Origin of the sequence: Thiospirillum jenense (assembly GCF_014145225.1) — a bacterium.
GTDB classification, from domain to species: Bacteria; Pseudomonadota; Gammaproteobacteria; order Chromatiales; family Chromatiaceae; genus Thiospirillum; species Thiospirillum jenense.
The window spans coordinates 20752-46333 of record NZ_JABVCQ010000023.1 but is presented as its reverse complement, the minus strand read 5'-3'; the positions used below and the strand labels follow the sequence as shown (position 1 = coordinate 46333).

The window sequence follows — 25582 nt, the reverse complement described above, 5'->3', positions numbered from 1 at the left end:
GTTTAATCAAAACCAAGCGCCTGCCATTCATTCGGCAATTCACTCGCAAACGTCACATCAGGTGACACCTCATAGCGCACTTTGGCAATCCGCGATCGTTGCGCATCAATACGGTTTAATAACCGCGATACATCCACGCAGTAATCATCTGGAGATGACCAAGCGCGTTCAGTTTTATCACCACTTGCTTGCAACTTTACATAATCCATCAAATTGCCAAACTGAAATTCTTCACCGGGTTGGTATTCAATAGACACCAATAAACGCGGTACCTGACCAATTTTCGTGCGCGTATTCCCCGCCGAGCGCACACCATTCCACAACGCCAATAACAAATCATTATAATCAGTATCACTCAAACGTGATTTTTGTGCCGAATGTTCATTCGCCACCCCATGAAACGCAATCAAGGCATAACGCAGCGCTGCGTAATTGGTAAACGTACCCTGAGCCTTTTCTTCATCACTGCCAAAAACGGATGTGCCTTGAATCTGAATCTCTTCCGCATCATGCAGCACTTCACCCATATTGAATTGAACTGCGCCAGTCAACGTCTTCGGAACTGGCTTGGGTTTCCATTCCGTCTGTTTCTTTTTATTACCCTTCACTGGTTTCGTATCAAGCGAAAAATCATCAGACTGTTCTGTGACTTCACCGCCATCTTCTTCCTTTTGACCTTTAAAAGCCAATGAAGAACCAAAGCACCGCGCATCAATAAAACTATCTAGCAGAATGTTAACCAATTCCTCACCATCGGCTTTATCTTTGCCGATCTTATTCAAATAATGCGCCACGCGACCGGTTAAATTAGTCGTGCGTCCTTCGATATTACCGACTAAAATATCCCGATTTTGCATTGCCCAATAATCACGCGCAAAGCGTTTTAATCGCACATCAGTTACATAAAAGCGCCCATCCGGTAAACTGCGCGGCCGATTTTCATCAGGATCGCCATTCGGGTTGCCCATGCGAATGTCATACAAAAACAAAATTTCACGGCGGGAAGTGAGTGTTGTTGTCATTGTCATTACTCCTCAATAGTTTTAGATTTGGCAGGCAGCACGTCAACCGTAATTGATTGACCAAGCAATAAAAAATAACAGGTCACAGTTTGGTCAAGCCCAATGGTATCGCCAATTGATTGTCCACCAAGTCGCCCTAAATCCTGCACAATTGAACGCACATCCGCATTAGCTTCTACTCCATAATTCAGTAACTTCTCACGGATTTTGCAATACAACTCAGGTAAATCGCGCCCATCAAGATTCAATCGTTTTAACCAAGCAAGCGCATTAGATGCGACATTGACGCCCCGCGCCGCCTGCACTTGTAATACTTTTCCGTATAAAATGCCTAATAAAAACGTAAAGGCTTTTTCGCGGGTATTTAATCCAGAACCAGATTGAAAATAGGGCTTGAGTGCCGCTAAACTCGGTTCAAATTGCAATGGTTCGGCATTCAATTCTGCCATCGGTAAGACTCCAATTGAATCAAGATAATAAAATAAACGCGCCAGATGTTTCATCCAGCCAGCCAGCGTCCAATAATAGGTTTTTTTACCCCCTTTTTCACTATAACCTTCATACAATAAACCGCCAAAATTACCAGAATCAGCAATATCATCAAGCCGCCAACGAGCGGTAATTAATAATTCACGCCATAATCCAGCCGTTGCTGTGCCGAGTGGTACGCCGTGATAAATTGCTTCCACCAATTGCCGTTTTATTGCAAACAATTGACTGCTCTCATTCGCTTTTGCGGCACGTTTCCCACCGGGACGTTTAAGTAATACCAATAACAGCGTCAGATTCAGATCAAATGTTGCATCCTCCAATGGATAACGCGGTGCGAGCGGATGTTGCCATTTATTTGCCTGTTGATTGTGTCGCGTTAATTCACGCAACCGTGACGGCAAAATATCCGTTACCACGCCACGCACATCATCAATAACTTGTCCAAACGTCGCCCATAAAATATGCACCACCACTTGCGCATCATCTCGATCACGGACGAAATCTAATAAATCATTTTCATGTGAACCAATCTTGTTTCCAGCATCATTAATGGCGTTGATATATTTCTGCCAATCAATCAAAAAATGCCGCCGCCCAGCAGGATTGCCAAGCAAACTGGGCAATAACAACGCCCGATCACCCGCAACGAATCCAGTAAATTGTTGCGTCAATAAATGATTTTTGAAAACATACAATAGATCGGCACAATCTAAACACAACCCATAACTTTTCCACGCTTGTTTAATTTCTAAGTTTGGAAATGCACCAACGCGATCCATATTAGAAAAGTTAATTCCCGTACCGCGCAAATTTGGGTATAGCGTGATGTTCGTTGCGCCACACAACGGACAATTTGCATGGTTATATGCCTGAGCCGAGCTGGTGATGTATTTATTAGCTAATGTTTGTGAAAGATACGCATGATATTCACTACATTCGCCCGGCCAGCGCCCTGTTGAATCAAGAACAGCTAAGAACACCGTTTTCTTTTCTGGAATTAACCGAAGCGCTGCCGCTAAAATATGCGGATCAATTTGCCCTGCCCCGATAGAATAAGATTGATCTGCAAAAACTAATGTTTGGCTGCAAAAAAGCGTGTTGTGCATTTCTCTGAAATAAGCAGCCCACTGCGTATTCTGTTGACCGCGCTCGGCAAAACTTTTTGCAGTGAGTGCTTGTGTATTTAATGTAGGCCCCGGCTCTCCATTCTGAAAAGTCCGCTTCATTATTGGACCAAATGCCGCAACTCGTGACATTACAAAAGGAAGTTTTGGTGCTTTAATAGGCGTGATTTCCTCACTCCATAGTTTCACCACACCGGGCTGTTCACTAACAGCTTGCAATAAATACACAATTGCAATTTTTTCAGAATCTTCTACGAGAAGCGGCGTAAGGTATTCTCCATGCTGTTTACGAATAACACCCAAACTCAGCCCAGTTTGGTTGCATCGCGCATTTAATTCTAATAACGCCAGCTCTCGCATCTCTGCCAACATGATTACTTACCTCACTGTTTCAGCATCGTTAGAATTTGCACACCACTATTCCAACACACCGCACCCAATTTGTCCGACATCACAACCTTGTGATATTCAAGACGAACGTTGATACTTATTCACAGGGCGGGTTTTATTTGGATACTGGCGCACAGTTTAATTCAAATTTAGCGCCCGATCATTTAATAAATGATAAGTCTGTGCCTTTAAAATATTGGCCCCAATACACTACCAAACAATAGGATTACAGAGGCGGCAACGGTAATTAAAATGTTGTCATCAATTGGGCCAAATTCGTAGCGTTCAATCACAGTAGCGACGATTGCTGATAAAACGCCCCAATCAGAAATGGGTGGGTGTGCTAATCCACCAATCCACCAGCCTAATGGTGCGCAGAGTATTAGCATGAATACATTACCAATCGGATTTTTAGAACGTTGCTGAATAACCATATTACGCACAATGCCAGTAATCCCATCGCCAAATGCCATATACAATGCGGGTAGAATCGCCAACCAGGGATCACCCAATATCCACCATAATAATGACACTGAACTCGACCACATCAATGCAAACTTGACATCATTGCGATTATCATCCGTTTGAAACCAATAAAAACGCCAACCGGTGACATGAGTGATGTAAAGTAGCACGGTTAATAATAAACCGCTTACCAATGGATACCAGGGATCAGTGAATACGAGTGGCACCATGATTGATCCAACCCCTCCCGCAAACATGTGGACCAGTTTGCGCACATAATAAACAGCACGAATAGGCGCCATTCCTCGTGCTACCATTGCTTCATACGGTAATCGCGTAAGTGCCAATATCGCTAATACATACACACTTAATCCACACGCCCAAGCAAATTGCGGTGAAAAAGTCATAGTGAGCGTCTCCTATTTATTAATAAAAAGTGTGCAATTTAACGCATAACACTAATTGCCAGTACGCAGCTTTTCAACTAGTGCTTTACGTTCACGTTTTTTATCGGCATTACCCCAGCCATTATAGTCATAAACTTGTTTAATTAAATCGGCGAGTGCGATACGTTCAGCGTCAGGCCAAGCAATACCATCATTTAATAAACGCCGAATATCGGCCATAAACGCTCCACCAGCATCAGGTTTGCGATTGCTTTCACACTCTTGTTCAAATGCAACACGCATATCGCGCAATACACGTTGTTCTAGTGTCAGTGTATTGTCTTGTTCCTGCATTTTTAATTTGTGGCATTCCTCTGTAAGATAAGTCGTCTCTTTATCATCTATTTGCATTACCCCATAACCAACTGCTGTTTTTGCACCAGCGCCTAACCATTCCAATGCCGATTTCAGTGCAGCAAATACATCCTTGAGTTCACTGGCAAATTTGGCACAACGCGGCGCAATGCCAAATAACAATTTTGGCTGTTTAGCAATTAAGAACGGCACTGGTACTGGTGCGTGCCAATCGGCTGGCACATGCTCAGGTTCATTATGCCAATTCTGAATTTCACCCCCTTTTTCATACCATTTACCCATGTGCGGGGTCATGACATCAGCTGCAAGTGTGACTGGTTGAATTGGTAGTGCATCGAAAAAAATAAACGCTCCCGATTGTTCATTATTGCCAAACCAATGATCCAGTCGTTGCTGTTTTTTTATTTCGTCAGTGAGCGATTCATCCCATACTTCAATCCATGCGCGAATTAAACCTTTAACCGCACTACCCGCTAGATACGGCACTCCGAGCGTATGATGCCAGGCAAGTCCATTCTCAACTGGATGTGCTAAACCCAAGCCGGTTGCAAAATGCCAATCTACTTTGAATACCGCACCGCGCCCACCGAGTGCAGTGATTAGCATTAAATGGCGAATCGCGGCGGCATCAAGTGCTGTGCTATCACCAGTTTTTTTAGCATTATCTTTTATCCAATCAGATTTACCCGTATCAGGCACTATCCAATTACTATCATAACGATCAAAAAAACGGTTATACCAAAGCCCGCGATGACCACCATCAGGCATGGTTTTAGGTACATCATGTTGATAAAGCGGTAAGGTCATGGTTATTGATCTCCAGCGTTATCATCTTCACGCGCAAGAAAAGCACTGGCGAGTTTTTTAACCCAATCAAGAAATAATAGCGCCTCAATTTGCGCGGCTAAATAGGCGTCTTGATCGGATTGAGTGATGGCATCTAATAAATCACCCTTGCCCGCAAATGGTCGTCCATCTTTATTAAGCCAATCGCCCAATAGCGCATAGAGTTTATAATAAGTATGCACAGTGCCTTTGCGCCGATAAAATGCCGCAGTTTGCCCCAAACCATTCGCGTGAATCATAAATGGCATAGCGCTGGCGTAACTATTAAATTCCTTCTGTTTTTTCTCATCACTACTCTTTGCAAAATCTTTAATGCATTTTAAAGCAAATGCAGCGCGTTCTTGCTCTGGTGTTGCATTGGATAATTTTTGATTAGGCAACGGTTTATTTTGGTCAGGCATAGAACACGGGTTCTTTGACGATGTGATTGGTAATGGTGCAGGCGTTGCCGAATGCGAAAACCCCAATACTGTTGTCTCTGGTGAATTTGAGTTACTTTTTTTAGGATGGGTTGATTTTGCGCCATCCTTTTTATTATTTTTTGACATGATTTACTCCTTACCAGTCACTGTTTGAATACTCACTTTGCACCAACCCATCCCGACAGTTTCATTGCCGCCGAGTTGTAAATACGGACGCTGAAACAATTCAGTAGTGACGTGTTTTAATACCTCAGCAGCAGATTGATTACTGCCTTTCATTCGTGCTGACTGGGCATGAAGTGCAACATAGAGCAACGTATCTGGTGGCAGCGTTTCTTCATACCAAAGAGCTCCAGGTTTCACAGTTTTTGTGGCATTATCAATGCAAATATGCGGATTCACAGGCGTAGCAAATTGGGCTAAATGATTAAACCGATCATCATTCACTAGCACCAATTGCTTATTCAATATAGCCTCGGCGTCATCGCGTCCCATCAATTTAGCCAATACTGGAATGATTGCACTGAAATCCCTTTCAGCTGTGTTGAATTGAAACTCTTCTAAATACAGCACATGCGTTTTAGTTAATTGCGGTAATAATACAGTGTCATCCGCTAGTAGATCAAATGGCAAATCTATACTAAATGCTGTTAATTCTAACCGCTTTGCATCCGCTGCAAAACGTTTAAGCAACGCTGGACAAGTGACCCATTTGAAATGCCCTGTTAATGAACGCACTGGCAATAACAACAGCCGCGCATCGCCAACTAATAATGCGCCCGCGTGTTCGTGGGCATTACCAACATCTGGACCAAATACGGAAAATAACCAATCAACTTTTTGTTCTTCAGCGCGGGCGCGTAATGCACCTTTCACTGCTGATCCGAATATCACCGGCCAGCCAGTATGGGCTTCACGTTGAATGGGTAAATCAATTGCAGTTGCCATTTGACCAGCGCCGGCGTGAATAGAAGTTTCAGCGAGTAAACCAAGTAGTGCAGTATGAGACATACAATATTCCTTAAACATAAAATGTGTGTATTTTATTTGGCGCTATTGCACGAACAATTCATCAAGCGTGTGCGTGACTAATGCGCGTTCTAACCAGTGTGCGCGATCTGTTGCATTAGCATTTGCAACTCGTTGCCGAATGTTTGTGGGCAATTCACCAAAACGGAGTTGCAATAGACGCAGCAACATCTCAGTTTCTCCTTGTTCAATGCCATGTTCAATGCCTTTTTGGAATCCAATTCGTTCTGCTGTAGTCACATAACGCATTTTCAGTTCCTCTTCGAGTGATTGAATTTCTTCGTGATAATTGACTTCTAAGGTATCCGGCAACGCCAGCACCCAATCAATGAACGTGTATAAATCAATGACATCTGTGCGTTTCCAACCCGCCCGATACAGGGCGCGAGTGAGATCAATTTTTTGCGCTAACCGGGCAATAGGATCGCGTCGTGTTGCAGTCGCAGCTAATTGAGCGCGCACCACGAGCGCAAATGGATTAGGATCAACTGCCAATTGTGCAGGCGCGTAATCCAATAGCTTGACAGTGGGAAATTCCAATAGCGCCCGACAATTCCACAATTGATGTTCATAATGCTGTGGACGCCAGTGGTAATCGCTATCTGCTAAAACGGCAAAACTGGCTACGGGGTGTTGATAGCGATCGCTCAATCGTGAATGATAAGTGTACATACGATGTGCAAAGTCAGCTTCAGGACGGTTTTGAATTTCAATGTGAATCAATACCCACGTTTCTTCTCCGCCTAAACGCCAAACTTTAATTAACTTATCAACATAACCGCGACCTTGTTTGGCATGGCGAGTGACTTTTTGTAATTCCTTATCGAGCGGTTCTAATCCCCGCTGCCAATCAATATCGGCGGCGGCATGTGCAAAAAAGAACTCCACAAATGGTTGCGTCCAACGGTCGAGTAAATCTTTCCACGGTGAATCATAGTCATCGCGTGTAATAGCTGAATTATTCACCATGTTCCCACCACCAATTCGCCGCGCCCAAGCGCAATCTCATTACCAATATGATGACCGTGTAATTGTTCAACAGCCGTCCGAGCATTAGGGTTTTTAATAGTGCAAAAATACACGCTGCCCGCTGGAATTAAACTTTTAACCGGACGCGGTTGTTGCTTCACTAAATCCCAACCACCTTCGCGCACTACCTTACCAATCACCGCGCATTCAATCGTTAATTCAACGCTGTTAATAGTGCCTTGCCATTTGCATATTCCATTGTGTTCAATTGGCTTAAACCCGGGTGGAAACCAATCACGCCCAAAATCCGCGTGGGTTAATAGCATGAGCAGCAAGTGATTTCCCGATAACTTCGATAATTCAAGTGACGCAATAGATGGCATTGCCATTTTATTAACCTCTACCGTACTGGCGCGCCCTTCGCCACCTAAACGCACTATTCCCTGTTGCAATTGCCAACTATCAGGAATCCCCATAACGCCAACGCCGATTGCTAATTCAACACTGGGGCGCAGATGGCGCGTTTGATACAGCAGCCCATCAATTCCAGTGCGCTGTTGATTATTGCGGGCAATACCGAGGCGCGGCTCTTCCGCATATAAATCTTTTGCTTTAAACACGCTATCTGGTGATTTCTGCTTTAGGGCTTTTTGTAAATCAGCAGCAGTTAACCAATAGTGTTCTAATGGTTTTGCACCAGCGAGTGGCTGACCAATATCTTTAATTCGTGGTAATTGCACTTTACCAAGATCACAGTCCACTGCATCACCCGGTTCAAGAAAACGATAATCCTTATCTTTAGCAAGCAAATGTAATGGTGCAGGATACAGTCGTTTATTATTCCAAACTGGATAGGGTCCAATCAGTTTTAATGAACCAAGATCATCACCAATACCAATGATCTGTTTGAGTTCGGCATATTGATCTGACTTTGCAAAGCGATGCCAATCAACGCCCTGCTGTTCACCAATCAATGTGCGAATTGCACCGGCAATAGTCCGCGCTGGTGGTGGAAATAAACTGGATAATTCATTGCTGCCGCTAGTATCAAATCCTCGCGCTTCACGAAAAAACCAAGTATCCAACGGATTAAATTGCCAATGTTGAATTGCATTATTCATTATTTTTCAACTCCTTTTTGTGCAAGAAACCGAATTAGTAACGCGCCGTCGGGTTCAAGACGATTGCTTTTATTAAATTTGATTTCGCAATTTTCCTTATAGCGACTTACTGGTCGGCATTGTTCTAGTAATGGTTTAATTAACGCTTCAGCATCGGCAATTTTTAATTTATTGCGCCGTCCATCATTCACGCCAGATGCTAAATAATCCACAGCCAGCAATGACACTGCTACGTCTTCATTAAACACCGAATCAGTTTGACCTTCTGACGGATTGATAAATGCGAACTGCTCGCGGATTTTATAGAAGAACTTATTACTGAATGCGACATCTTCTGAACCAGTTGGCGCAGAGGTTTTTTTGAATTTTTCCGCAATGTCTTCAATCACTAAAGTTTTGTCTGAATTCGGCAATAATGCACATTCCCACGGTCGCGCCCATTGCAAGACTTCACCGCTACCCTTTTCCACGCGCACTGCCAGTGCATCGCGTCCAGTCGCATCTTTGGCAATCTCATCTAATAAACGATGTGAATTGTGCAATAGCCGCGTGAGTGGCGTTTTAACATGCGCAAAGGTAATTGCTGCTGAAATGGTTGAATAGCCAGATTTGCCGAATGCTTTTTGAAAAGCGGCGAGATAACAAACACGAATTGCTGCCGCACCTTTTAGTGCATCTTCCATTGGAAATAGCGCCAACACATCATCGCCACCCGCGTAAATCAAAAAGCCATTGTGTTTATCCACAATGTCCGGCACAGCGGCGGTGAATTTATTCAGTGCGTTGGATATTTTCTTTGGCGCATCTTCTATCTTCGATTGCAGCAATTGACCAAGGCTGTCTCCATCCATTAACAAAATGGCATAAAATGGCGATGGCAATGTTTTTTGACCAAGTTCTTTGATTGCCTTTTTAACCGCAATAACTTTATGACGATCTGGGCAAAGTTTTTTATTATCTAATACATGCTCAAATAAGGCGCTAGAATGCAAATATTTCAGTGATTCAGTACCAGTTTCGCCCACACACTTTAATTTACCCAAACCACCATCAGATTCGCCTAATAATTCTTCAGTTGCGGTGCGTAATTGTTCCAGTGCATTTGGATCGCTGTCTTTTAATTGTGCGACCCAATGCGCTGCGGCCAAATCAGCAGTTGATGGCATCTGTCCATTCACTTTCCAGCCGTGCAATGTCCATTGATTCAGATGATTCGGCATTTCTACCCGCAAATCAGCAAAGCCTGTTACGAAACGACGTTTAATAAATGCAATTGCACATAACGCTTCATCATTATCAAAATCAGTTATGAAACGCTCGCGCAGTGGTTGCCAAAACGTATTCAAATGCGAATCAGTTGGTGCTATTGCGCCGGATAATTCTTGCCAACCCGCCATCATTGAACATTTCACACCCGCTTCTTCTGGTGATAATTGGGTGCGCCAATTCTTGCGGCGATCAAGCAGGTTATTATCATCACCCAATACCCATGCAATTTCCCAGAAGTGTTCACATTGCCGTTCCCAAATCGCTCGGGTGCATTCTAATTCGGCAGGTTCATTGAGGTAGCGTTTCAAATCACGCTCCCAAATTGATTCTGCCAACGCCCACCATGCGGTGCGCACCGCTTCTTCAATCAATAGTGGCTTAAAACCACTTGGCACTTTCGCCTCAATTGCTTTAAAACGATTAGGAATACATCCTTGACGTGGCGGTTTTCCAGTTCCTTTACCAATTAACCATTCCAAGTAATTGTCATTTGGACTGGGAAAATCAATTTTTCCTTTTTGTTCTTTTACTGCCACCATCGCCGCACCAGCTAACCATGATAATAAGAATGAACCTGCCCAAAAATCACGAGTCCGTCGTGCCTGTGAAACAAAACCCTGCACGGGACCTAATGTGAAATGAAAAGTCGTGGATTCGCTCATGGACGGGACTCCAATACGGTTTGGCGATTAGGAAAACGATTCATAAATTGATGCAATACAGACCAATCAGGATTCACTGGCGTCTGTTGCACTGCGCCCTTACCTTTGATGCCAATACGCCAATCATCCGGTAAAAATTGTCCCGGCAATAATGCTAATACAGCAGCAATTGAACCATCTGGGAATTGATGCGGATGAATAAATAGCGGCGAGGCACGGCGATTAGCGCCAATATCACTCCAACCGCCACCAGGTTTTGGCGTAATCGCATTAACATCTGCTTTGCTATTATCAGTACTAAAAAAATAGTTGTGCGGCAAACCGAATACGATTCGGCGCGGATGTGTATTCACTTTGTCACCATGCGTTGCCTGAAAACCCAAATCGTGATCGTCAATGAAGTTGCGCTCTGCCTGTTTATCTCCCACCTTGCCATTCTGTCCAAAGCTCCGATAAAGCTGCATGTTACTGCCGATTTCACCGAGTAATTGCCACGCATCACGTTTGGTTTCTGAAATAAGATCAATGCGACTGCGCATTGAAAATGCAGTATAAGGCGGCATTGCATCGAGGCGATCAGCAGTCAACTTTTTTAATACCGCAATCATTTCATTCGTATTGGTCGGTACTTTAATATCTGCACCATCAAACATTTGAATTGCTAATGCACCAAAGCCCTTACGAGCGCGACTTCCTAAACCGCCGAGTAAGCCCAGCATCAATAATGCCTCTGCAACTGACTGGCGTTCATTCGGTTGTGTATTTGGATGAAATCGCACATTGATTTGCACTTCACCAGTTGAACGTGCCTCACGCAAGTATTTATCTTTGAAATGATACAGGCCTAAACCAAGTAAATATTGATGCCCAGATTTTGCCTCTGGTAATTGCGTTTTTTTAAGTCTGCGGACATTGCTAGTCACGCGCAATAAACATAAACTCTGCCCAGTCTCTTTACCATCAGCCGCAATGCCAAATAATCGTGCCTCTTGCTGATGTAATAATTGCAGTGCTTTTGATTCATCCCGCGCTTCATGTAAATAACGCCCCCAATTCAGCGCCCGCCACCAAAAGCGTAACGCACCTTTAATTGATGGTGGGCGGATGCCATCATTCGGTGAGTGATCCGCATCGCCGATAAACATCGGAGTGACGATTTGAAAAGTAGCATTGAGCAATTCTGGCATTGAATCAATTCCTCATGTGTTTAAGACTGTGGCGCATCAATACTCTTGGGAAACTCTGGTGCTAATTGACTGTAAGCGATTTCGTCATTTTGATTAAAAAAGCGCAGTTGACCGTTGACAGTACATAACCAGAATTCTTGCGCACCATTAGCAAAATATAGCCGTTTTTTCTCACTCATTTCTCCAGCTGTATTGGATGGAGAAAGAATTTCAATCACAATTTCCGGCGCTTCAAGATAGGGATTTGCTAAACCGTTGCGAATAAAAAATGCCGAACTACCCCAAGCAACATCCGCGACTTTAACGCCGTCTGGTGTGTGAATGCTGCATTCGGCTAAGGGTTCACCAGCAGGAAGTAATTGCGCCAGCAAACGAATTAAACGCGCTTGATAAAGACCATGCCGATTGGTTGCCGGACTCATCACCACCTGTCCCCAGCGATTAGTTTCTACTTTGAATGGAATATCTTGAAATAATGGATGTTCACAAACTTCTTGCCAGTGCATAATGTATTGACCTGATTAGAAAATAATATGACGGCGCGATTAACATTGCAACAGCGACTTGTTTCAAGACCGACGCCCCAATGAAACTATCAGCTTTCGTATAATTCCATCCGTACAAAGGGTTCGTATTGAGCGCGGCGGTCAGCAATCAATCGCGTTGCGACACTATTGCTGCCACGATTTAAGTCAAGCAGGTTGTCGTATTCATCATGGTCAACAATTCGCCACACTAATAAACGACCATGCTCAATAGATGCAAGATAGCGATCGCGAGTATGTTGCCCCGGTTTAAGCCAAAATAAACCATGATTCCAGTTTTCATGTTTGCCATTTTTCAGTTGTTCCGATGAGCGGCTCACCCGCAATAAATATTCTATTGGTTTGCAACCTTCTACCGTGCGAATTTTCAACAAATCATCAAATGCCCGCCGCGATAAAAATGGGACTAATGCCGTTGGCCGTTCTAATTCTTCCCAAATAAGAAATCCAACTGGTGAAAAGCTCATTTGCCCTGGTTCTATTTCTTCAAATAACGGTTCTAGTGCCGCCCGATCATCGAATGGCATCACAGCATCTAATGCTGCGCGTGAAATTGCAGTTTCACTATAAATCCGCTCTAATAATGGCCGAATAGGTTCTAACCGTGAACGCGCAAACTCAATTGGCATCATTGGCAAAGAAATTAACGCTGTTGACTGCTCAAAAATATATTTTGCTTGCACACCTTTCAGCATTCCAATTAAAACAGTATATGGCACTAAACTTTTGAAACCGCCTGTGGGATTTAATACACAGTTCGCAGCACCATAACTTTCAATTTCGTGTAAGACTGCTTTAGTAAAATTGAGTACTCCCTCAGTGCGAAAAAGACGGGCATCTTTTACTTGTAACCCAGAAATAATTGTCACACGGCAAATGATTCCAGGATAAGCGCGCTCTAAGTACAGCTTTGTTGATTCGGCGCAAGCCTGACCATCAGGCGTATCAGAACTAAACAAAACAACTGTATCGCGGGCATTAACTTTCATTCGTGCCAGCGAATGCAATTCAGCAGATAAATCTTTTATCAATGCCGTTTCATCATTCATGCTTGCCATTTCAAAAGTTGCATAAATCAATTTTGCAGCATCATTAATACCACCATGTGCATTTACCCAGTCGGCATTGAAACGCGGTTCACGCGGTAATTTTTTAGCGGCACTCGTGCCAGATGTGCAAAGATAAGTCGTCATACATCATTCTCCTATTTTGAGATTTATTTCATTGGAATCCGTGCATCCCACACCACAATCAGTTGCCTTAACTTATATCTAATATCACGGCAGTTCTTGAACAACTAAAATGATTTGATCGGTGTGATTTATCCAGCATAGCCGAATTTTTACTACATTTGCGACTTCACAACCTTGTCATCAGGCGCCGGCCCTGTAGCTAAATGAGTTTTATTCGACTCAATGGTTGCGATTGATTAAGTATGTCTCATTTTTCACTGACTGAGATAGATGACAATCTTGTCATTGTCATGCCGCCCACCAGCAAAACCGAATGAACCACGCCACAATTGCATCTCACATCCTGCTGCATCCTGTGCTAATTTGCGCATTTATGACCCAACTGAATCACTGTCATCATGTCTTTTATTGACCATCTTAATCACTGTAACACTTGGAATTCACAAGCGTTTTTCCCATTTTATGTCAACGGCGAACGCCTCGGCTGGACGCGCCATGCCGTCGCTGAATTGCTTGCGTGTGACTTCAATAGCGATTTCGCCCTTATCAATTCAGCCGCCCCACAATTGCAGTGGAAGAGCGCCCCGGCGACCTTTAATGATCGTACTGATGCTATGACTGCAATAAGCGACGCATTAGTTACACGGCAATTATTACCGGCGCTGCACAGCGAATACTACCCCGTCACGCCGAATGAACGTGGTAATGCCCAGTTTTTAATTGATCGTGCCTGCGCACCATTATTTGGTATTCGCACTTTTGGGCAGCATATCAATGGTTTCATTCGCCGTGATTCCGAGTTATTATTATGGATAGCGCGGCGCTCACCCAATCGGCGCAATCATCCAAATCTATTGGATAATACCGTTGCCGGCGGCTTACCCTGGGGGTTGTCATTACGCGATAATGTGCGCAAAGAATGTTGGGAAGAAGCCACCATTCCCGCTGCATTAGCCGATCAAGCCCGCCCAGTTGGCGCAATTACTTATTGCCACGCAACGACAACGGGATTAAAACCAGACGTGATGTATTGCTATGATTTAGAATTACCTGACGAGTTTGTGCCGCAGTGTAATGACGATGAAGTAGCGGAATTTTTGCTCTGTCCAATTGAACAGGTCATAGAGTATGTGCGCGAAACACAGGAATTCAAATTAAACTGCAACCTCGTGTTAATTGATTTTTTCATTCGACAGGGCTATATTAATCCCGACGATCCTGATTACCTAAACCTCATTACTCGCCTGCGCTCGCCCCTGCCATAAAACTGATGCAAGTAGCGCCAGTTTTAATTAAACTATACGCAATCCGTGCGAGCGGAGTTGATGTCTTTTCACCATTTAATTGCTTTTGTATGACACGCCATGAATCACACGCCTATTCCCCGTCGTTCTAGTCTCACTGTGCAAGTTGGTCAACTCACTATTGGCGGCAGCGCGCCTATTCGTGTTCAATCTATGACGAATACCGATACCGCTGATATTCAAGCCACGACCACGCAAATTATTGAATTGGTGCGGGCGGGATCCGAATTGGTGCGCTTAACGGTTAATCACGAAACTGCCGCTGCCGCTGTGCCGCGTATTCGTGATGCCCTCGCCGCGCAAGGAATTGATGTCCCGCTAATTGGTGATTTTCATTTTAATGGCCACCGATTGTTAACTGATTATCCCGCTTGCGCTGAAGCCTTAGCGAAATACCGAATTAACCCGGGCAATGTTGGGCGGGGTGAAAAGCGCGATAGTCAATTCGCTACCATGATTGACATTGCGTGTCGTTATCAACGCCCCGTGCGGATTGGCGTGAATTGGGGCAGCCTGGATCCAGAATTGATTGCGCGTTTAATGGATGTCAATGCGAAATCAAAAACGCCGTATTCAGTTGATGATGTGATGTTGGAAGCAATGGTTGAATCGGCAATTAGCAGTGCAACCCGCGCTGAAGAATTGGGCTTGCCGAGCAATGACATTTTATTGTCATGCAAAATGAGCGTTGTACAGGATTTAATTGCCGTTTATCGCCGCCTTGCCACCCGAAGTCATCACGCTTTGCATTTAGGCTTAACTGAAGCGGGATTAGGGTCTAAAGGCATTGTCGCATCCACCGCCGCGCTCGCCGTTTTATTACAAGAGGGCATAGGCGATACGATTCGCGTGTCATTAACACCCGAGCCGGGCAGCTCGCGGGCGCGGGAAGTCATTGTTGCACAAGAGATTTTACAAACAATGGGCTTGCGCGCCTTTGCCCCACAGGTGACAGCCTGCCCCGGCTGCGGGCGCACGACCAGCACTCTATTTCAAGAATTAGCGCAAGAAATTCAAGAATATTTACGCGAACAAATGCCCATTTGGCGTGATCGTTATTCGGGCGTTGAATCCATGCAAGTGGCGGTGATGGGGTGCATTGTGAATGGTCCTGGTGAAAGCAAACATGCCAATATCGGTATTAGTTTACCCGGCGTTGGTGAACAACCTGCCGCCCCGGTTTTTATTGATGGTGAAAAAGTGGCGACATTAAAAGGGTCGGATATTGCTGCGCAATTTAAATGTATGGTGGATACTTATGTCACGACACATTATGGACGATAGGAGTGAATAATATGGCGCTGAACTGGTTATTACGCAGCGTCATAAGTATGATAAACAACCTAGCTCATGCAATTGGACTGCGGCAATGAACACGGATGAAAAACCACTCGCCGAGCAACGTCCAGCATTACCAGTGGCGGCGCGTTTACCAATTAATCGCTGCAATTTACCCGCGGTTATTTTAGGTGGGCCAACCTATCAAGCACACCCGGTGCCATTAGAAATTGATGGCATTAATGATTTTCATCGTGATTTATTCACGGCGCTGGATGCAATACCAACACCAATGGCGCGGGCGGAACGGTTTATTGATTACATGACGGTGCGGTTTTGTTTAGAGGATTTAGAAGAAGCGGGTTTAACGCCGGGGCGCCGTAAAAAATACCGCAGCAATGCCAATTATTTACGCATGGTGCGCGGCTGGTCATTTGATTCAGACGGCCGCGAGGGTGCGGTATTAAAACATTGGGTGGAAACGCGCTTTGGTTTATTAGCGCGTTATCATGGCGGTGCGCTCGACGGGCGGGATAGTGATGCGTATTATCATTATCTATTACAGGGCAGTCAGGGATTATATGCCACCAATGCGTTGGAGGCACAATTGGATTTGCTTTACACCTTTTGTCAATACGAATTAGCGCGGCAACAGCCGGCCATCACGCATTTTACGCTGTATCGTGGCATTAATCGTATTGATGAGCATGAGGTGCTAATGAGCAGCGCGGCGGGGCAGTACCGTGTTTTATTTAATAATCTCAATAGCTTTACCAGCTGCCGTGAACGCGCCGATGAATTTGGCGATTACATTTTGTCCGTCGCGGTGCCGACGCCGAAAGTGCTGTTTTATAATCGGCTGTTGCCTGGTATGTTAAAAGGTGAAGATGAATACGTCGTGATTGGCGGCGTATATGATGTTGTCATTAACACTCTCTAAATATAAACGTCGGTGCGCTATTGAATTTGCGGGCGGCCCAATGCAACTGTTGGTATTGTATTCGATGGTTGTTTAATGCCGGTGTATAAAGCCAGGGCTTTTTTCAAAGAATATGTATTAATGGGTTTCGCTAAACAAGTGTCCAATCCATAGGATTGGGCTAATTTAAGATTAGCCACGGTTGCGACACCAGTGACTAAACACACAAAGGTGTTTGGTGACCAGCGTTTAATTTGACGCAATGCGTCAATTCCATCAACGCCGGGCATGTCAATATCAAGAAAGACCAAATGAATATGTTGTTGAAAAAAGAGTGTGACCGCATCCGCACCTGAATCTGCACCAATGACATTACCCACACCTTCCAGCCGTAATAACCGTTCTAATGAACGTCGGGTTAACCGCATATCATCAGCAATTAAAGCAGTCGAGTCAGCAAGCGGTTGAGGTGGTAATGGTGTCATTAACACTGCGGGTTGAAATTCTAATTGTTGCGCGGCATCTTGTAACGGCAAAGCATTCTCTGGAATCACGTCATCAATAATGCGCCAACCCTGTTGCCGTAAAATCTCTAGCCGATCTGGTGCGGATAATTTTTCATTCCGATGCGCTAATAGCGTTTTATTAGCCAAATAAATATTATAAGGCAGGGGTTCATCGGCAATAATTTCGCTTGGTACGACTGGTGCAAGCAGAGTGGGTACCATAAATTCTCCTAAAGTGATTGAAGCTGAATGATTTAGAAAAGGCGGTGGAGCAGTAGCAGCGAAATTGATTATGATGCTATTCACTTTAACACGGCATCGTATCGCGCTCAAATGATTAGGTACGATTTTTGAAAGCGTTCGCTATTGCGGTGGCTTCGGTGATTATACATCATATCATTATTATTGCACTTCGTCGTGAGACAGAGTTCATATATTTGGCATTACCTATGCTGTCAATATTTATTCCAAATCCACATTTATTCTAAATCCACTGTCAAGGTTTTCCCCCGCCACGGCACCGGCGTTGCAAAACACTGCCACCCCCAGCGCAGCCAAGTTAATAACCGCCACGCCAGCCATAATGCCCAAAGTAACATCAAGCCGCGATACACCAGAATTGGGAATGAAATGATGCTGACATCACCCAACACGGGCGCGGCGCGATCTAAATACCAATGCAATTCGTGTGCGCTAGACCCATTGCCGCGAATGTACATGGCGGGATAATTTAATAAGCCCTGTTGCACCATTGTCATGACAGCACTGAGTGCGGCAATGGTGAGTAGGATTAAACCGACCTGAATGAGATTAAAGCGCCAGCGCGAGTGGTCGGCGGTTAATTGGCGTTTTTTACCCAATGCCAATAACCACACTGCCATAATGATAACGGCAATGATCCCGCCCGGCGTTATCATTCCCAATCCGAGTAATAACCAATCCCAGGGTGTTAAGGGCGTGAATTGACTGCGCCCAAATGCCCAGGCGAGTATGACTAATAACGGTAAAACACTCCAGAATAAGACGGCGGGGCCAATGCCATCACCTTGCACCCATAATACCCAGCGCGCCGGCGGTAATGAAACGGTGGTATTGGCATTGACGCTGATTAACCCGACATCCACCAGCGGCGGTTGGTAATTCACAGTTAATCCCGCCGCTTGCCGCCATTGCAAATGAATCTGCTGCGTTCCCGGCACGAGCGGAATATTCAGCATCATACCGGTTTTTAATTCGGTGGTGGTCAGATTTAATCCAAATGGTTGATTATCAATGCGCAAGTTTAATTGCTCCGCGCCCGTCGGCAAATGCAGCGGTAATTGCCCACCGCGACTGCTGCGCACGGTTAATTCTAATTCAGCCGCCGTCGCTCGCTGCCCGGGGGTGAGTTGATAATGACTGTGATCGAGCGTGACCGTGGCGCCCGGCACCGCCTGCGGTCGGGTGATGTCCAGTTGCACCTGTTGCCCGGTGCGCAAGCGCCAGCCCAGTTCGCCGCTGGCGCAGTGCGGGTGATTGGGCGGCAGCCCGCGCCGTTCGACGTGCCACAACGGGCTGACGTTGACGCACCAGTGGGTGCTGAAGCGCTCGTCATCGCCAGCGGTCAGTTGCATCTGCGGCTGGATCGGCAAGCGCGATTCCCACGCCTGCGTCATCCGTCCCGGCGGCAGACTGACCAGCACGCGGCGGCGCTGGGCATCCGCCGCGAGCGGTTCAACTTGCAACCCGGGCGTGGTCACGGCCTCGTCGGGCAGCAGATCGAGCCACGCGCTGACTGCCGTCGTCGCTGGCGACAAGCGCGTCACTCGTGTCAGCACTTGCCAGTCCAATCCCAGTTGCAGCGAGCGTTCCACCCGCAGCAGCGGCGGCAGGTCATTGGTCACGGCTGCATCCGTCGCGGTCGGCTGCGCCGGTTGACGCGGCACGAGGCGCAGTTGTTCACCGGCGATGCCGTCCGCTGTCACGCCATCCAACGTCCAGCCGTCTGCCAAGTCGGCCGTGACGCGGCGCGGGGCGAGCGGGAGGGGCAAATCCAGCGGAAGAAAATCCCCCCTGTCGCTCGTTGCCGGAAGAAAATCCCCCCTCCCCCCCTTTTGCAAAGGGGGGTAAGAGTCTTCCCCCCCCTTTGACAAAGGGGGGCTGGGGGGGATTTCTTCCGCTGACAAAGGGGGGGCAGGGGGGGATTTCTTTTCCGCAAAAGGGGATTTCTCCCCAAATTTGGTCATCGTGACTTGCTGATGCCCCGCCGGCACCGCGAGTAACAACTGCCCCGCCGCGTTGCGGTACGTTGCTTTAACTGGTTGATCGTTCAGCAAAATCTCCGCTGCATTCCAACTGCTGGCTTGAACGGGCAACGGCACCGCGCTGGCGACGGCGGCATCAAGGGTCAAGCGCAACTGGACAGCGGCGGCATCTGCTTTGATGTGCAAGTGCGCCAGCGTGACGCACTCGGGCAGGCAGTCCGGCGGCGCGAGCAATCGGGTTTGCAACTGCTCCAACAATTCCGGCGGCGGAAAGGTCACGACCTCGGCGGCGTGACTGGCGGGTGGTACGAGTGACAGCGCCACGCCGCTCAACCCGAGTGCCAGAATCACCGCCGGTGTGGCACGGTTGATCGCAATGCGGCGGGCGGCGAGGTGGCAACTCACGACGGTTTTCCAGATCAATCCCAACAACAACGCGACCTGCGCGAGTGCCAGTGCCAAGTTGCCCGCCGGCGGGAGTAGCCACAGTTGCACCGTCTGCGTGGCCGTGACTGGCGCATTCCAGTTGAGCGTGAACTGGTGCCACGTCCAATTCGGCACGCCCATCCCGGTTTGCACCTGCGCGTTGGGATCGATGTCCGGCAACGCCCGGCGCGGTTGATCGCTGCCCGCGTCACTGTCACTCGATCCGTACAAACCAAGCGCTTTGCGCGCCTGCGGAGCGGCCGGCCGCGGCGCTTCAGCAGCCGGGGCGCTCATGGCTAATTCCTGTTCATTTAACGTCAAGGCGTCAGCGGCCATCGGTGGCGGCGGTGGTGATCTGACCACTGTGGCCATCCCGCCCGCCGGCACCAGCGGCAGCGGCGCCGTCGTGGTCAATTGCGGATAAACCCCGGTGCGCAACTGGTGCAGCAGAAACGGCAGCGTGATGAGTACCAGCGCCGCCACCGTCAGCCAGTAGTAACTGGTCACGCCGCGCCGCAGCGTGGTAATCACCGGCGCGGTGGCCGGCAGATGACGCCGCAGCGCAATTGCCGCGAGTAAATGCAGCCACACCAGTTGCGGCGCGTTGGGTGCTTGCCAGGTCAGGATCAACGCCACCAGCGCCAGCGCCCCCCAGCGGTTGCCAAATAACCGAGCGGTGGCGGTGGCGGCGATCAGCACGAGGAAAATGTCGAGCAGTGACCACCGCGCCAGCCAACTGTTTGGCACGTTATCCGTCCCGTTGACGGCGAGTAAATCCCACCCCGGCGGCAGGTGCAGCGTGGTGTTGATGCGGCTGATCGCCGTTGACCAGGCGGAAATCGGCAGATCACGAGTCACGTCCAGTCGCCCGTCCGCTGTCAACTCCAACGGGCCGGGGCGGATTTCAACGCCCGCCTTGCCCGTCGTTTTGTCAGCATCCAACCGCGTGATGAGCCGCGCTTCACCGTTGACGCGCACCTGCCCGAGCGTGAACGGTGGCGACGTGGTCAGGTGCTGCGCCTGCTCAACCGTGCCGCTGAGGCGATCACGAACACTCACCCCGCCGCCGTCAAAATCCAGCCACAGCTGGCGCGCCAATGCCAACTGGTCAGGTTGACTGGGCAGTTGCGGCAACTCGGCCAACGTCGGCTGACTGTCCGAGCGAATCAGATAGGCGGGTAACTGTTGCCAGGCGGGCGGCAGGTGCGTTTGGCGCGGATCCACCACCTCGGCACCGTGCAACGTCACTTGCCGTAACGCCGCATCCGTGCGCACTGCCCAGACCTCGGTGGCCGGCCACGGTGCCGCGGCAGGCGGGCGGGTCAAGTCGGGCAACGTGCCGGCGTGGCGGCTGGTCAATTCCAGCACCCACTGCCCCGGCTGGGCTTGAATGCGCAGGCGATTGTCCGGCTGCCACTGTGCCGGTAACGGGCTGTCCAGTTGCACCCCGACGCCAGTGCCGAGCGTGACCGGCCCGAGCGTGATTTGCCGCGCTGACCCAGCAATATTCAGCGCCAACCGCGTCGTGACCGTGACTGGTACACCGTCGCTAATCAGGCGGGTGACGTGCAATTCCACCGTTTGCGGTTCAGGTGACGCGGTCGCGGCGGGCGTGGGATGCAGCAGCAGGCGGTGATCGGGCGTGATGGTCGGTTGGGCAATGGTGTCGCCGTTGAGCGACAGTGTCACTTGCGCGACATCGGGCGGCAGCGCGAGATCGTCCGGCAGCCGTGACCAGTGAAATTGCCCGCTGATCTGATGACTGCCGCTGGTCAGTTTCACCATCGGCCGCCCGTCGCGGCGCAGCACCACTGCTGGCACGTCGTCCACCTGCACCTGTTGCGGCCAGTGGACATCATCACCGGGCAACGTGACCCACTGCTCGCGCTCGGGGGCGGGGTAGAGCTGCCAAGTGTGGCTAAATCGCCCGCCGTTGTGATTTAACCACAGTTGCAGTGCGCCGTTCCAGCGGCACTGGCGCTCGTCGCTGTTGACCGCGAGCGGGCAGGCGCGGGTGTCGTTATCGTGTAGCACCCAGTCCACCCAGGGCGCGAGCGGCGGCGGGATGTCAGGCGGGGCGGCGGCAGCGTGATGGGCGGTGACGGTGAATAAAATCATCAGACCAATGAACAATAATACGGGGCGGCGGGGGGTGCGCATAATCGTGACCCGAGGGGAGTTAATTGGGTTGAATCATACTGTAATTTTAGTCAAATTGTTGTGCGCTTGACTGCATTATCTAATCACTGAGAATTAATGATGTCTGCTATTGCTGATTTTTTTACCGTTGTTACTCATGTGTATGCGCATGGCAACGCGACTGAGCATTCGTATCGTCCGGCATTGAGTGCTTTATTTAATAGTCTTGCGGCCGATTTAACGGTCATCAATGAACCCAAACGCATTGCCTGCGGGGCGCCAGATTTTATTATTCAGCGCGGCGCGGTGGCAATTGGATACGTCGAAGCGAAAGACGTGCCAATTGATTTAACCGCGTTAAATAAAGACAATCTGGCGCAGCAGCACCGCTATTGTCAAGCGCTGCCTAATCTCATTTACACCAATTGTCTGGAGTGGCAGTTTTTTCGGGAGGGTGAATTAAAACAGCGCGTGGCAATCGGTGCGCTGGTGAATGGTCAATTGGTCGCGCAGCCCGATCAATTCGCTGTATTAGAAAACCTGTTGCACGATTTTATTCAACAGCGCCCGGCGACCGTGACGACGCCGCGTGAATTGGCCGAGCGCATGGCGGGGAAAGCAGCGTTAATTAAAGATGTGCTGCACGCGACTTTAATTGCTGATAATCACCGGCAGACGGAATTGGCGGATCAATTTGCCACCTTTCAACAGCATTTAATTAGTGATATTTCGCCGGTTGAATTCGCCGATGTCTATGCCGAAACCATTGCCTATGGGTTATTTGCGGCGCGGGTGCATTACACGGGTGAGCCGCTGCAATTCACTCGCCAGCAGGCGGTGGTCACACTGCCCAAATCCAATCCGTTATTGCGCGCTTTATTTGGCTACATTGCCAATGCGGAATTAGACGAGCGTATTGCGTGGATGATTGATGAATTGGCCGCAATTTTTCAAGTGACCAATATGACGCAGGTGCTGGCCGGCTTTGGTCAATTCACCAGTCAAACGGATCCGGTGATTCATTTTTATGAAACCTTTTTATCAGTTTACAATCCCGCTAAACGCAAAGTACGGGGCGTGTGGTACACACCCGAACCGGTGGTCAATTTTATTGTACGCGCAGTGGATGAAGTATTAAAAACCGAGTTCGGGTTAATTGATGGATTGGCGGATACCTCGCGGGTGACAATTGATTTTGATACGGGAAAAGTGGATCCTAGCGGGCAGCGTGTGACCATTAAAAAAGATGTGCATCGGGTGCAAATCCTTGATCCAGCAACGGGAACTGGGACGTTTTTAGCGGCGGTCATTAAACAGATTGCGCCGCAGATTAAAGGCGTGGCGGCGGGGTTATGGTCGCGTTATTTAGAAACGGATTTAATTCCCCGTTTGCACGGGTTTGAATTATTGATGGCATCGTATGCCATGTGTCATTTGAAGTTGGATTTATTATTAACTGAATTGGGCTATGTGCCAACCGGTGCGCCGCCGCGTTTATCAGTCTATTTGACCAATTCACTCGAAGAGGGCAGCGCAATTCATCAAAACCTACCATTTGCGCAGTGGTTATCGAATGAAGCGCGGGGCGCGAATATCGTTAAACGCAATTTGCCGATCATGTGTGTTATTGGTAATCCGCCGTATTCGGGACATTCAGCAAATAAAGGCAAATGGATAAATAGTTTAATGGACGTGTATAAACAAAGTCCTGAACTAAAAAAACCAGCTCAGGCTAAATGGTTGTCAGATGATTATGTAAAGTTTATACGCTGTGCTGAATATATGATCGAAAAAAATGGCGAAGGGATTATTGGTTTCATAACAAATCACGGATACTTGGATAATCCCACATTTCTTGATATGCGCCGACATTTAATGTCAACGTTTAGCAGTATTTATGTCATTGATTTACACGGGAACGCCAAGAAAAAAGAGAGTTCGCCTGACGGTAGTGCTGACAAAAATGTTTTCGATATTCAACAAGGCGTAGCGATTATTATTGCAGTGAGAAATAAACAACAGATCACTGGTCAAGCAAAAGTCTATTTTTATCAACTGTGGGGTAGCAGAAACTCTAAATACAATTGGTTATCCTCTGCTTTACTCAATTCTATTAAAAATAATGACATTACGCCTACCAAAAAGCCCTGGGTATTTGTGCCTAAAAATACTCAAATTCAAAGTGTTTATGAACAAGGATTTCAGTTGCAAGAATTTTTATCGGCAAATGGCAACCCCGCACCGGGAATTGTGACAACGCATGATACGTTTGCAATTTCTTGGACACCACAAGAAATGATTAATAAAGTTGAACTGATCCTTAAAACGCATCAAGAAACAGACGCCAGAGCCAGATTCAAGTTATGTACTCAAGCGCAATGGTCATATCTACGCACTAAAGAAGAGCTGCCAAAATCCGATTGGAAAAATCAAATAACGCAAATTGCGTATCGTCCATTTGACACGCGATACACTGTTTATAATTCTAATGTGACTGTGCATCGGCGCGAGCGGGTTTTTCGTCATATTCTTGTTCAAGAAAACATTGTTTTGTGTTGCTCCCGCCAGCAACGCGGGAATGATTTATTCAGAAATGTTTTTATTACAAATAAAATCGTAGAATCCAGTTTTATATCCAATAAAACATCCGAAATCGGTTATGCGTTTCCGCTCTATTTGTATTCAAACAACCAACCCCGCCGCGTCAATTTCAATTCAGAGTTATTCCAAAAATTACAAAACCTCGCCACTGATTCTAATCACCCCGCTCCCGACGAACTCGCTGTTTTTGATTACATTTACGGCGTCTTGCATTGCCCCGCGTATCGGGAACAATACGCTGAATTCTTAAAAATGGATTTCCCGCGTATTCCGTGGCCACGCAGTGCGGATGAGTTCTGGTCAATTGCCGACAAAGGAACTCAATTGCGGCAGTTGCATTTAATGGAACCAGCGGCAATTGGCGCTACAACGCATCCGTTCATTGGCGATGGTCAACCGATTATTGATAAACCGCGCTATGTGAATCAGCAAGTGTGGATTAACCAATCACAATATTTTGCCGAGGTGCCGGCGGTGGCGTGGACGTTTTATATTGGTGGTTATCAACCGGCGCAGAAATGGTTAAAAGATCGGCGCGGGCGGGAATTGACCTTTGATGAGATTAAACATTACCAGCGCATCATTAAAATCTTGAGTGAAACGGATCGTATTATGCAAACGATTGGTTTCAACGACATCTAAACCACAGTATAATGCTAATCAACTTAC

General features: G+C 47.5%; 18 protein-coding genes. 4 read left to right on the top strand and 14 right to left on the bottom strand.

Annotated features, from left to right (window positions below):
• Positions 1 to 2: 2 nt before the first annotated feature.
• The 12 genes from cas7b to HUK38_RS10585 all read right to left on the bottom strand — a co-directional run bounded on the left by cas7b (position 3) and on the right by HUK38_RS10585 (position 13497).
• Complete coding sequence (gene cas7b, locus HUK38_RS10640) at positions 3 to 1022, bottom strand: type I-B CRISPR-associated protein Cas7/Csh2 (protein WP_202985546.1); 1020 nt, start codon at positions 1020 to 1022, stop codon at positions 3 to 5.
• A gap of 5 nt (positions 1023 to 1027) precedes the next feature.
• Complete coding sequence (locus HUK38_RS10635) at positions 1028 to 3010, bottom strand: TM1802 family CRISPR-associated protein (protein WP_182584310.1); 1983 nt, start codon at positions 3008 to 3010, stop codon at positions 1028 to 1030.
• 206 nt (positions 3011 to 3216) lie between these two features.
• Positions 3217 to 3900: a hypothetical protein gene (locus tag HUK38_RS10630; RefSeq protein ID WP_182584309.1), complete on the bottom strand. Its 684-nt coding sequence runs from the start codon at positions 3898 to 3900 to the stop codon at positions 3217 to 3219.
• A 51-nt stretch (positions 3901 to 3951) separates the two neighbouring features.
• The gene (gene cmr6, locus HUK38_RS10625; RefSeq protein WP_182584308.1) at positions 3952 to 5061 is read right to left on the bottom strand and encodes a type III-B CRISPR module RAMP protein Cmr6; all 1110 of its coding nucleotides are present in this window, start codon (positions 5059 to 5061) and stop codon (positions 3952 to 3954) included.
• Between the two features lie 2 nt (positions 5062 to 5063).
• Positions 5064 to 5648 (bottom strand): type III-B CRISPR module-associated protein Cmr5, encoded by a 585-nt coding sequence (gene cmr5, locus HUK38_RS10620; RefSeq protein ID WP_182584307.1) that lies wholly within the window; start codon positions 5646 to 5648, stop codon positions 5064 to 5066.
• Between the two features lie 3 nt (positions 5649 to 5651).
• Positions 5652 to 6533, bottom strand: a complete 882-nt coding sequence (gene cmr4 / locus HUK38_RS10615) for a type III-B CRISPR module RAMP protein Cmr4 (protein ID WP_182584306.1) — start codon at positions 6531 to 6533, stop codon at positions 5652 to 5654.
• A 42-nt stretch (positions 6534 to 6575) separates the two neighbouring features.
• On the bottom strand, positions 6576 to 7520 hold the full coding sequence (locus tag HUK38_RS10610; protein ID WP_182584305.1) for an RpnC/YadD family protein: 945 nt from the start codon (positions 7518 to 7520) through the stop codon (positions 6576 to 6578).
• Positions 7514 to 8641 carry a type III-B CRISPR module-associated protein Cmr3 gene (cmr3, locus tag HUK38_RS10605; RefSeq protein ID WP_182584304.1) on the bottom strand — a complete coding sequence of 376 codons (1128 nt, stop codon included), beginning with the start codon at positions 8639 to 8641 and terminating at the stop codon, positions 7514 to 7516. The genes HUK38_RS10610 and cmr3 overlap by 7 nt, the downstream gene beginning before the upstream one ends.
• Positions 8641 to 10572: a type III-B CRISPR-associated protein Cas10/Cmr2 gene (gene cas10, locus HUK38_RS10600; protein WP_182584303.1), complete on the bottom strand. Its 1932-nt coding sequence runs from the start codon at positions 10570 to 10572 to the stop codon at positions 8641 to 8643. The genes cmr3 and cas10 overlap by 1 nt, the downstream gene beginning before the upstream one ends.
• A complete protein-coding gene (gene cmr1 / locus HUK38_RS10595) occupies positions 10569 to 11759 on the bottom strand; it encodes a type III-B CRISPR module RAMP protein Cmr1 (RefSeq protein ID WP_182584302.1) in 1191 nt (396 codons plus the stop codon). Before cmr1 ends, cas10 begins: the two co-directional genes overlap by 4 nt.
• A gap of 20 nt (positions 11760 to 11779) precedes the next feature.
• Positions 11780 to 12265 (bottom strand): Uma2 family endonuclease, encoded by a 486-nt coding sequence (locus tag HUK38_RS10590; RefSeq protein WP_182584301.1) that lies wholly within the window; start codon positions 12263 to 12265, stop codon positions 11780 to 11782.
• 89 nt (positions 12266 to 12354) lie between these two features.
• The gene (locus tag HUK38_RS10585; RefSeq protein ID WP_182584300.1) at positions 12355 to 13497 is read right to left on the bottom strand and encodes a putative CRISPR-associated protein; all 1143 of its coding nucleotides are present in this window, start codon (positions 13495 to 13497) and stop codon (positions 12355 to 12357) included.
• Positions 13498 to 13895: 398 nt separating this feature from the next.
• Between HUK38_RS10585 and HUK38_RS10580 the strand changes: the two genes are divergently transcribed.
• The 3 genes from HUK38_RS10580 (at position 13896) to HUK38_RS10570 (ending at position 17019) form a co-directional block, all read left to right on the top strand.
• Entirely contained in the window at positions 13896 to 14762 is an 867-nt protein-coding gene (locus tag HUK38_RS10580) for an NUDIX hydrolase (protein WP_182584299.1), read from the top strand.
• Between the two features lie 99 nt (positions 14763 to 14861).
• Positions 14862 to 16085 (top strand): flavodoxin-dependent (E)-4-hydroxy-3-methylbut-2-enyl-diphosphate synthase, encoded by a 1224-nt coding sequence (gene ispG / locus HUK38_RS10575; RefSeq protein WP_182584298.1) that lies wholly within the window; start codon positions 14862 to 14864, stop codon positions 16083 to 16085.
• A gap of 85 nt (positions 16086 to 16170) precedes the next feature.
• Positions 16171 to 17019, top strand: coding sequence for an NAD(+)--dinitrogen-reductase ADP-D-ribosyltransferase (locus HUK38_RS10570; RefSeq protein ID WP_182584297.1), 849 nt, complete (start codon positions 16171 to 16173; stop codon positions 17017 to 17019).
• A gap of 17 nt (positions 17020 to 17036) precedes the next feature.
• Here the strand turns inward: HUK38_RS10570 and HUK38_RS10565 are convergent, their stop codons facing one another.
• Both HUK38_RS10565 and HUK38_RS10560 read right to left on the bottom strand, forming a co-directional pair.
• Positions 17037 to 17726 (bottom strand): response regulator, encoded by a 690-nt coding sequence (locus HUK38_RS10565; protein WP_182584296.1) that lies wholly within the window; start codon positions 17724 to 17726, stop codon positions 17037 to 17039.
• Positions 17727 to 17983: 257 nt separating this feature from the next.
• The gene (locus HUK38_RS10560) at positions 17984 to 22333 is read right to left on the bottom strand and encodes a hypothetical protein (RefSeq protein ID WP_182584295.1); all 4350 of its coding nucleotides are present in this window, start codon (positions 22331 to 22333) and stop codon (positions 17984 to 17986) included.
• 96 nt (positions 22334 to 22429) lie between these two features.
• On the opposite strand from HUK38_RS10560, the gene HUK38_RS10555 reads away from it, so the two are divergent.
• The gene (locus HUK38_RS10555; protein WP_238787592.1) at positions 22430 to 25555 is read left to right on the top strand and encodes a type ISP restriction/modification enzyme; all 3126 of its coding nucleotides are present in this window, start codon (positions 22430 to 22432) and stop codon (positions 25553 to 25555) included.
• Positions 25556 to 25582: the final 27 nt, after the last annotated feature.

Bases quoted from the DNA above. Each gene is read 5' to 3' on its own strand.
- cmr6 (WP_182584308.1), bottom strand. From the start codon at position 5,061: ATGACCTTACCGCTTTATCAACATGATGTACCTAAAACCATGCCTGAT.
- HUK38_RS10590 (WP_182584301.1), bottom strand. From the start codon at position 12,265: ATGCACTGGCAAGAAGTTTGTGAACATCCATTATTTCAAGATATTCCA.
- cmr1 (WP_182584302.1), bottom strand. From the start codon at position 11,759: ATGCCAGAATTGCTCAATGCTACTTTTCAAATCGTCACTCCGATGTTT.
- ispG (WP_182584298.1), top strand. From the start codon at position 14,862: ATGAATCACACGCCTATTCCCCGTCGTTCTAGTCTCACTGTGCAAGTT.
- HUK38_RS10630 (WP_182584309.1), bottom strand. From the start codon at position 3,900: ATGACTTTTTCACCGCAATTTGCTTGGGCGTGTGGATTAAGTGTGTAT.
- cas7b (WP_202985546.1), bottom strand. From the start codon at position 1,022: ATGACAACAACACTCACTTCCCGCCGTGAAATTTTGTTTTTGTATGAC.
- HUK38_RS10555 (WP_238787592.1), top strand. From the start codon at position 22,430: ATGATGTCTGCTATTGCTGATTTTTTTACCGTTGTTACTCATGTGTAT.
- cas10 (WP_182584303.1), bottom strand. From the start codon at position 10,572: ATGAGCGAATCCACGACTTTTCATTTCACATTAGGTCCCGTGCAGGGT.
- HUK38_RS10610 (WP_182584305.1), bottom strand. From the start codon at position 7,520: ATGGTGAATAATTCAGCTATTACACGCGATGACTATGATTCACCGTGG.
- HUK38_RS10570 (WP_182584297.1), top strand. From the start codon at position 16,171: ATGAACACGGATGAAAAACCACTCGCCGAGCAACGTCCAGCATTACCA.
- HUK38_RS10580 (WP_182584299.1), top strand. From the start codon at position 13,896: ATGTCTTTTATTGACCATCTTAATCACTGTAACACTTGGAATTCACAA.
- HUK38_RS10635 (WP_182584310.1), bottom strand. From the start codon at position 3,010: ATGTTGGCAGAGATGCGAGAGCTGGCGTTATTAGAATTAAATGCGCGA.
- HUK38_RS10565 (WP_182584296.1), bottom strand. From the start codon at position 17,726: ATGGTACCCACTCTGCTTGCACCAGTCGTACCAAGCGAAATTATTGCC.
- cmr4 (WP_182584306.1), bottom strand. From the start codon at position 6,533: ATGTCTCATACTGCACTACTTGGTTTACTCGCTGAAACTTCTATTCAC.
- HUK38_RS10585 (WP_182584300.1), bottom strand. From the start codon at position 13,497: ATGACGACTTATCTTTGCACATCTGGCACGAGTGCCGCTAAAAAATTA.
- cmr3 (WP_182584304.1), bottom strand. From the start codon at position 8,641: ATGAATAATGCAATTCAACATTGGCAATTTAATCCGTTGGATACTTGG.
- HUK38_RS10560 (WP_182584295.1), bottom strand. From the start codon at position 22,333: ATGCGCACCCCCCGCCGCCCCGTATTATTGTTCATTGGTCTGATGATT.
- cmr5 (WP_182584307.1), bottom strand. From the start codon at position 5,648: ATGTCAAAAAATAATAAAAAGGATGGCGCAAAATCAACCCATCCTAAA.